The 8,690-nt window shown below is 64.6% G+C and carries 9 protein-coding genes; 2 read left to right on the forward strand and 7 right to left on the reverse strand.

Annotated elements, in window-relative coordinates; genetic code table 11:
* Positions 1-16: 16 nt before the first annotated feature.
* The 7 genes from MBTS_RS22595 to MBTS_RS22625 form a co-directional block, all read right to left on the reverse strand.
* Entirely contained in the window at positions 17-268 is a 252-nt protein-coding gene (locus tag MBTS_RS22595) for a hypothetical protein (protein WP_192216543.1), read from the reverse strand.
* A gap of 138 nt (positions 269-406) precedes the next feature.
* Entirely contained in the window at positions 407-664 is a 258-nt protein-coding gene (locus MBTS_RS22600; protein ID WP_018044283.1) for a hypothetical protein, read from the reverse strand.
* A gap of 429 nt (positions 665-1,093) precedes the next feature.
* A complete protein-coding gene (locus tag MBTS_RS22605; protein ID WP_018044282.1) occupies positions 1,094-1,351 on the reverse strand; it encodes a hypothetical protein in 258 nt (85 codons plus the stop codon).
* A 99-nt stretch (positions 1,352-1,450) separates the two neighbouring features.
* Entirely contained in the window at positions 1,451-2,779 is a 1,329-nt protein-coding gene (locus tag MBTS_RS22610; protein ID WP_026176008.1) for an ATP-binding protein, read from the reverse strand.
* Entirely contained in the window at positions 2,776-3,525 is a 750-nt protein-coding gene (locus tag MBTS_RS22615) for a response regulator transcription factor (RefSeq protein WP_018044280.1), read from the reverse strand. Before MBTS_RS22615 ends, MBTS_RS22610 begins: the two co-directional genes overlap by 4 nt.
* A gap of 67 nt (positions 3,526-3,592) precedes the next feature.
* Positions 3,593-4,561 carry a cation diffusion facilitator family transporter gene (locus MBTS_RS22620; RefSeq protein ID WP_018044279.1) on the reverse strand — a complete coding sequence of 323 codons (969 nt, stop codon included), beginning with the start codon at positions 4,559-4,561 and terminating at the stop codon, positions 3,593-3,595.
* Between the two features lie 46 nt (positions 4,562-4,607).
* On the reverse strand, positions 4,608-4,781 hold the full coding sequence (locus tag MBTS_RS22625; protein ID WP_018044278.1) for a hypothetical protein: 174 nt from the start codon (positions 4,779-4,781) through the stop codon (positions 4,608-4,610).
* A gap of 1,142 nt (positions 4,782-5,923) precedes the next feature.
* Here MBTS_RS22625 and MBTS_RS22630 point away from each other — a divergent pair.
* Together MBTS_RS22630 and MBTS_RS22635 are read left to right on the forward strand one after the other, a co-directional pair.
* Positions 5,924-6,145, forward strand: a complete 222-nt coding sequence (locus MBTS_RS22630; RefSeq protein ID WP_018044277.1) for a hypothetical protein — start codon at positions 5,924-5,926, stop codon at positions 6,143-6,145.
* A gap of 591 nt (positions 6,146-6,736) precedes the next feature.
* Entirely contained in the window at positions 6,737-8,407 is a 1,671-nt protein-coding gene (locus MBTS_RS22635) for a hypothetical protein (RefSeq protein WP_238254266.1), read from the forward strand.
* The last annotated feature ends 283 nt before the right edge of the window (positions 8,408-8,690 follow it).

The following is an 8,690-nucleotide window of genomic DNA, read 5'->3' on the forward strand; positions in this document are numbered from 1 at the left end:
GTTCTGTTAGGCGCTCTTAATAGTCGTCGTGGTGATGGTGGTGGTGCCGGCGCTCGCCGTAGTACCGACGTTCCCCATAGAACGCCCGGTCGCCGTAATCCCGATGCGGACGGTGGATGACGACATCATCGTGGTCGCCATGATGGTAGCGGTCGACGTGGACGTCCCCGCCGCGCCGGTCGAAGTCGCCGCCATAGTATTGGGCGGACGCGGCGGCCGGGGCCAGGATCAGGCCGACGGCGACCAAGGCTGGAATGCGAACTCGCATGGCTCGTTCCTCAAAGGGGTATGCCTCAAGATGGGCGCGCCGAGTTGAACGAAGCCTGAAACAGCCGTTCATGGAAGCGTGGATGAAGATATCCGGGACGCCGTGAAACAGGTTCACGAGATCCCGGATCGGCAGAACTCAGTGACGCTCGATGATCGTCGTGCGACGCTCGCCGCCGTGATGGTCATCGTGGTGGTCGTCATGGTGGTGATGCTCGCGCACGACCTCGCGGTGTTCATGGCGGTCCCCGTGATGCCCCTCGCCGTGGCGCTCACCATGACCGTCGCCATGGACCCTGACGCCGCCCGGGCCGACATCGATGTGCTGCGCAAGGGCCGCGACCGGCGAAAAGGCCAGGGTCACGATGGCGGCGATGGCTCCGAACTTGGTCTTCATGTTGAGGCTCCCTCTCTCGAATACTGCGCAGGAACGTACGGATCGAGAAAACCGATCCGAATGCTCCCGGTGAAATTCGGGAATATTTGGCAAGGGAGTTCGTGCGACGCGGGATCGTGTGCGCGAAACGACGATCCTGCAGGGCGGCACCCACGCGGGTTACGGCATGGAAGCGCAACAGCTCTTCGTGGTCGGGCGGAGACTGGAAGGACCACGGGAGGGGTGCCCGCCCCGGCACGAGGCCGAGGCGGGCGGTTCACGGTACCGAGGAGGGCACTACCGTACCGTGAAGCCGTCGGGCGGGAGCGGACCGGTCATCCCCCGCCAAGGGCGTAGCCTATGCCGACGGCAAGGAAGGCGAAGACGACCAGGAGGGGAAGCGTACGCATCGGTGCATCCTCCCGGCCTTCCGAGGTCAGCGTCGTCCGCTCACTTCTTGCCGTGGGAGTGACCGTGGGCGTGCCCATCCTTGTCGGAATGGACGGGCTTGCCGTCCTTGCCGACCTCGCGGGCCTCGCTCTCGCGCGGGTCGTCGCGATGGGCCGGGCCACCGGCCACGCCGCCGGTGTTCGGCACGGAGCGCTCGGGATTGTTCGCGTTCCCATGCCCGTCCTCGGCGGCGTAGGCGGGAGCCGAGAGGCCTGCTAGTAGGCCGAGGGTGAGAAGGGCGGCGATGGTACGCTTCATAATTCTGATCCCTGGGGTTCGGCAGCCGGTGCGGCCGCTTCGAGACCTGAGATAGCGACCCTGTTTTACACCCGGACGCCTGGTTCGTGACGAAGTGTGTCAGCGACCGGCGCGCGGCAGGGAGATCCGGACCCGAAGGCCGCCTCCCGACCGATTGGATAGGGCGATGCCGCCTCCCTCCGCCTCGACGATCCGGCGCGCGATGGTCAGGCCGAGGCCGGTGCCGCCGGTGTTGCGGTTCCGCGACGCTTCGAGGCGGGTGAACGGCTCGAAGGCGCGGGCGACCTCTTCAGGCGGGATGCCTGGACCATCGTCCTCGACGGTGAGCACCAGCTCTTCCGGCTCCACGTCGAGCGAAATAAAGGCGCGGGTCCCGTAACGCACGGCGTTGTCGACGACGTTGTCGAGCGCGCGTCGCAGCGCAACTGGGCGCACCGTCGCGAGTGCGCGGCCAGGGCCCGCATAGGCGACCTCGCGGCCAGCGTCCGAGGACGTGTCGGCGATGCTCATGAGGACGCTCGCGACGTTGGCAACCTGGCGCGGCTCCGGGTCCGCGTCGCCCCGAAGGTACGCCAGGGTCGAATCGACCATCGCCTGCATGTCGTCGAGGTCCGAGCCCATCGCCCGGATCTCGCCGCCCTCGGGCAGCCCGTCGAGGCGGAGGCGAAGCCGCGCGATGGGGGTGCGCAGGTCGTGGGAGACGGCCGCCAGGGCCTGGGTCCGTTCCGTCACCAGCCGATGGATGCGGTCCTGCATCGCGTTGAGGGCCCGGGCGATATCGCGGGTCTCGTCGGGGCCGGCTTCCCTCACGGGGACCACCTTTCCGTGCCCGATTTCGGCCGTAGCGCGGGTGAGGTCGCGCAACGGTCCCGCGATCCGGTGCATCAGAACGACGGCGGCGACACCGACGAGGATGGCCATCGCCGTCGCGAGGTAGGCCCACGATCCGAGCCGTGCGAGGCCGGGTGCATGGGCCGAGCGGAAGGTCAAAAAACTCCCGTCCGCCAGGGCGAGCGCACCGCCCAGGTCCTCCTGATGAAGGGCCTCGTGGCCACTGTCCATCGCGAGTGCGAGACCGGGTTCGAGGCTCGGCTCCGACGCGATCATCCGGGACCTGAGCGACCACATCGCCGGGTCGCCGGCCCTGTCAGGGAGCAGGGTCGAGGTCGGCGACCATCCCAGCTCGAAATGCGCGGACGACAGGGCCTTCGCCTCGGCGTCGCGTTCGGTCTGTGGGCGGCGGAGCACCGCCTCGCGCGCCAGGGTAAGCTGGTTGGCGACCTGCCGCGCGAACGCATCGTCCGCCGCGGCGGTCGCGGATTGCCGATAGAGAAGCAGTGCCCCGCCGTGGACGGCGAGGATGGCCAGGAGCAGGACTGCGACCGTTCGGGCTTCCAGGCTGCGGGCCAAGGGTGCCAGGCGTCTCAAGCGCGCTCAACCTTCGAGGCGAGCATGTAGCCGGCCCCGCGCACGGTCTTGATGACCGGAGGCAGGCCCTCGGGCGGTTCGAGCTTGCGCCGCAGGCGGCTCACCAGGGTGTCGACGCTGCGATCCGTGGGGGACCCGAGCCTGGCACGGGACAGTTCGAGGATCATCTCCCGGCCCAGCACGCGCCCCGGGTGTTCGAGGAAGACGAGGAGGAGGTCGTACTCGGCGCCGGAGAGGTCGACGGCCGCCCCCTCGGGATCGACGAGCGAGCGGCTGCGCATGTCGAGCCTCCAGCCTGAGAAGGAGAGCACCTCGGATACCGGGGACGAGGGCGACGAGGGTGCCATGGAGGCGCGGCGCAAGACGGCACGGACACGGGCCAGGAGCTCGGGCCGGCCGAAGGGCTTGGCCACGTAGTCGTCGGCCCCAAGTTCCAACCCAAGCACCCGGTCGGCCTCCTCGTTGCGGGCGCTGACCATGATCACCGGCACCGTGCTCCTCGCGCGCAACGCCCGGAGCAGGTCAAGGCCCGAGGCCCCGGGCAGCATCACGTCAAGCAGGACGAGGTCGACGCCACCGGCAGGCAGGAGGCGCCAGAATTCAATGGCGCTTCTGCAACCGGTGACACGATAGCCCGCCTCGCGGAGAAGGCGGGTGACCAGCAGACGCAGGCCGTCGTCATCCTCGACGAGGAGGACGTGTTCCGAACCATCGGAACCCGCGTTGCCCCCGTTTTCGTGGATCAACGATTCCTCCGTCCTGCAATGGGCGTCACCGTTCCGTCCGCGGGGGCATTCATACACCCGATGCCGGTCAAACGACGTGGGCGGGTGCGAGGATGCAGGCGGTGTCGCTGCTGGTCTCCACCTGCAGGGTGGTGTGGCCGATGCCGAACCGTTCCTTGATGCCGACGGCCGTTTTCATGAGGAACTCGTCGTCGGGCCGGCCGCCAGGCATTAGGAGATGGGCGGTAAGGCATGTCTCCGTGGTGCTCATCGCCCAGATATGCAGGTCGTGGAGTGACGCGACCCCCGGAAGTCCTTCGAGGTGGCTGCGGACGGCGTCGGGGTCGATGCCCGGCGGGACGGCGGCGAGGGATAGCGTGAGGCTGTCGCGCAGGAGGCCCCAGGTGCTCCAGACGATAATGAAGACGATGGCGAGGCTGACGACGGGATCGAGCCAGGTCCATCCGGTGTAGAGGATCACGAGGCCGGCAATGACCACCCCGGCCGAGACGGCGGCGTCGGCGACCATGTGCAGGAACGCGCCCTTGATGTTGATGTCCCCCTTGGCACCAGAGGCGAACAGCCAGGCGGTGATGCCGTTCACCAGGATGCCGACCGCCGCGACGATCATCACGGTCTTGCCGGCGACCGGGGCGGGCTCGCCGAAGCGCTGGATCGCCTCCCAGGCGATGGCGCCAACGGCCACCAGCAGGAACACCGCGTTGAACAGGGCCGCCAGGATCGAGGAGCCCTTCATCCCGTAGGTGTACCGCGCGCTCGGGGCGCGCTTGGCCAGCACCGTCGCGATCCACGCCACGACGAGACCGAGCACGTCCGAGAGGTTGTGTCCGGCATCGGCCAGCAGGGCCATCGAGTTCGCCAGCACCCCATAAGTGGCCTCGATGGCGACGAAGCCCACATTGAGGGCGATGCCAATTGCGAACGCCTTCCCGAAGCTCGCCGGGGCGTGGGAATGCCCGGGATGGTCATGGGTCGCATGGGCCTCATGGTCATGCGACCCGTGGTCGTGACCGGCGTGTGCGTCGTTCGTCGTCATGGTCGTCCTGTAGCGGTCTTCGACATTCAACGGGTTTGACCGGGGCTCACTTGGCCGGTGCGGGGAGCGTCGCGACGGCGTCTCTCTGGTGCTCGGTCCAGGCCTGCTGAAGAATTTGGATTGAGGAAGTCACGAAGATCTCGGCCATCACCGCCGCCACGATCAGGTCGGGCCACGCCATGACGGCACCCTTTAACCTTAGAGCCGCGACGACGATCATGAGTAAAGGTCCGCCCTCCGCTAGGTAGGCTTGCACTCGATTTGCGCGCCGTGAATTTTGGGGAGGCTCCTACGTGGCGGGCAGGAGGCTCGTTTTTGGAACGTCGGTCGCATCGCCGCAGCCGGCAGTTGGTGATGATGGTGAAGGGGGACGGCGACCGAGGTCTGTAAGTCGTCTGGATGTGCCCGCACGAATGGCGGAAGGGTATGGTGCTGCATCCTCGGCGGGGGCGGTTAAGGGCCAGTTTCAAAGAGCCGTGTGCCCACACTATGGAATCGTCAGAACCGCCTGTCGACGCCAACATACACCCTTTATTGACGTCGGCGGCTGACCTGGGCGCATACTGATGTAGCCAGGGTCATCGATCTCAGCCGCTTGTTCTGCCAGATCGTCCCGAGCCACTGTTTCTAGCAGCCGTCGATAAAATCAGATGTCACAGGGTTCGATCACTGGCTGGATGAAGCGCAAACCTGCGGTGTCTGCATGGCGGAGAGCGTCGCTGCCGGCATCACTTAGCACGGAGACGCCATTCTGTCCGCGCTGATACCGCTTTGGAGCAGCAGGCAGGTTGAAGGCACATCACCTTTCTCACCTGAAGGGATTCGAGATCAACCGCCCTACCGAGCAAGCCAACCGACACCGCCTATATCGAGTTGTTCAACGGCCGCCCACGGGGAGAATGTCTGAACGCCTAGTGGTTCCTGTCGTTGACGGATTAGCGCGAAAGCATCGACGAATGGTGGCGCCAATATAACAAAAATCAACCTCACACGACCTCAGATAGCTTAACGCCAAATAATTCGGTGTCAATCATTTACATCTCGATTAATTTTATCCAGATCAGAAGAGGAACAGAGCTAATCTAAAGTTATGTCGGTCTATAGTTGCACTTTTTCCACCATATTGAGACAAGCCGTTCTAACCCTTGTTTGCCAACCTAACTACGTGCCCCCACCAGGGCGCCGCCGCCTGCGACTAGATGACAAGGTTAGCACCTCATAAAGAAAACAATAGATTTTTACACGTTACCTGACATAAGCTCTTTAGATGCATCTGATACATAGGGCGAAGTTTCATCCAGGTCATGGAGGCGCCGGAAAAGCATAACTAGGCCCAAATTCGGGCCAGGAGGACCCCTGGGCATGGGAAGTGAGCCCGCAGTGCAACGGCCGCGCGACCGCTTTACCGACGACCTGTTCAACCCCGACGGGCTAAGTTACGCCAATGTCGAAGAACAGATCAAAGCCGAGAAAGAGGCAGCCCGGCAGGCCGCAAAGGCTAGGAAGCTTGAGCGTGCACGCGAAGTCTACGCGCGCAATCGTCTGATCCGCCTCGCGGCGGCGGCGGCGGCGGCGGCCGACTGAAAAGAGCAAGCCCGGCAAGCTGTAAAGCTCGCCGGGCTTTTTCCATGCCTGCAGGGCGGCGGCATCGCCTGTCTTGTCACGACTTAGCGACCATCGAACGCTTCAACGGCCGGTTTATGAGCTGTCGAAATCACCCCCCCCTTGGGGTCCCTTCCTTGGGCGGCTTGCTCGATTCGTATTTCCCCGATGGTGTTCATGGGTAAGCCGTGGAGATTGATGGACCTCCCATGGGAGCCCTCAAGGATCATGGCATCATCCCATATTTATTTGCATACCCCGCCAAGGCTCCTGGATGACCGCCAGGGCATACCCGAACACCCTGGGTCTCAGAGTGAAGGCAGACTGAAACTCATGGGCGTGTCATGGGAGAAAACGGACTTCGTATGGGCAAGACATGGGAGGAGGTAGGGTAAGTCTCGCGTTAACCTCAGGCGTTAAGGCTAGGCCCCTGTGAACACTGGTTAAATGCCTAAGCTGGGGGCACGTTTCGAATGTGCGGGCTCGCAGAGGTGCCGGGCCGCGCACGGTCGACACCATGCGGATAAAATGCCCCCCCGAACCAATCGCCCCCCCCAGGGGCATGACTTCCCCTTGGACTTCCATTGGAGGACCAAGCCTGCCTTCATCGCCGCCGCCGGCGTCAGCCTGATAGGCCACCCCCGGGCCCTTGAGGCCCGGAACTCTATAATGACGAGCCTCGTCCGCGCCGCCCTCGCGGGCCAGGGCGGCTGGGTCTCATACTCGCGGTCAAAAAGGTTCTACGAGCCCCTGTCCCGGTACGAAGGGACCGCGTACACGTACGACCGGGTCAAGGCGGCGGTGCAGGAGCTCCTGGACCTCGGCTTGATCGAAGAAGAGCGTGCGCTCCCCGGGCCCGCCTCGCACGGCTGGCAGTCACGCATGCGGGCTACCGACCGGCTCATCGCCGCCTTCAACGACTGCCCTTTCGAGCATGTCGGGCCAAGGGAGGTCATCGAGCTCCGGGACGTCGACGGCGAGCGCATGGCGTACACTGACACGGACAACACCCGGCGCCTGCGCAAGGTCATGGAAGCCCGCAACGAGGCCGCCAGCGCCATCCGCATCGAGATGCCCGAGGGCGACGGATGGCTCCACACGCCGGGGCACGTCCGCGCCCGGTCCGAGAAGACCGGCGGCTGGGTTGGCCTTCGCCCCACGCCAGCGCCCATCATGGTCCGGATCTACGGCCGCGGCCGGTGGGACATGCACGGGCGCCTGTACGGCTGGTGGCAGCAGCTCCCCCAGGCCCGACGCATCGAGCTCCTCATCAATGGCGAGGTGGCGTTCGAGGAAGACTGGAGCGCCTGTCACCCTAGGCTCCTCTACGCCATGGCCGGGAAAGTCCCCGTCGGCGAAATCTACGACGTGGACGGGTACGACCCGAGGCACGTCAAAGCGGCGCTCCTCACCGTCATGAACACGAGGACGACCTACGGCGGCATCCTGTCTCTCATGAAGCGGGAAGAGGACAGCCCAGGCGAGTGGCCGCACTCCCTCGACTACACGAAGGGCTTGATGAAAGCGGTCACGCACCGGCACGAGCCCATCGCCCATTTCCTCGGGGCCGACATGGGGGTCCGCCTGATGCACATCGAGAGCGAGATGTGCGTCGAGGTCCTCAAGAAGTCCGAGAAGGAGAACATACCGGCGCTGCCGGTGCACGATTCTTTCGTGACGCAGGCCTCGAAGGGGCCCCGAGTGACCGCCATCATGGCCGACGTCATGGATGCGACGTGCGCCGAGATAAACCCCTGTCAGACCTCAAGAAAGAGGGGATTCACCCCACATATGGGAGCGCGGGGTGCGCGGGCGGTTGGTTCCGGGTGTTGCGTGGGTTCTTCCGCCTCCGCGTCTCCTGAGGTCGTCAAGACTGAGGCGGTCTCCGTTCCTGTCTCGCCCGTGGCTTCTCCTACCCCTCGGCCCTTGCGCTGGGACCCGGCGGAGAGGCTTGAGGCGATGATCGCGTACCAGATCAAGACCGAGAGGATCTTGATGTCTGAGGAGCGGTGTGAGGGGATTTTCGAGGCATGGGAGCGGCGAGAGGCTAACGCTCGTGCAATCGCGAAATCGGTATGTGCGTACGAGAACGAAGCCGGAATTCGTGCCTTCCCGACGCACATCGTCCCCGACCGTATCGGTCCCAAGACAGCCTCCCTCAAGCGGGGGCGTAGCCCGAGGAAAGCTGGTTCCACGGTCAGGGGCCGGAGGCCTCGGGGATGCCTCAGTGAGGTCAGGGCGTAGCCTTCAGGATAGCCTCAGGGATAGGGGCCGGAGGCCTTAGGAGAGCCTCGTAGGATAGGGGCGTAGCCTCTAGGGTCACCCTATACCTTGCGGGGGCCGGAGGCCTCAGGAGAGCTTCCCAAGCTGTCAGGGGGGTAGCCAACCGAGATGACATTTTCCTTGTCAGGACCGTAGGTTACGTCGCTTCTCCCCTTGTACAATTCGTCTGAATTCGCTATCTTTTAGCTGTCTCCGCATGGGACGGGCGTTGCACCTCAACCCCCGAAACCCCGTCCCCCGCACC

The organism is Methylobacterium bullatum (assembly GCF_014845095.1).
GTDB classification, from domain to species: Bacteria; Pseudomonadota; Alphaproteobacteria; order Rhizobiales; family Beijerinckiaceae; genus Methylobacterium; species Methylobacterium bullatum.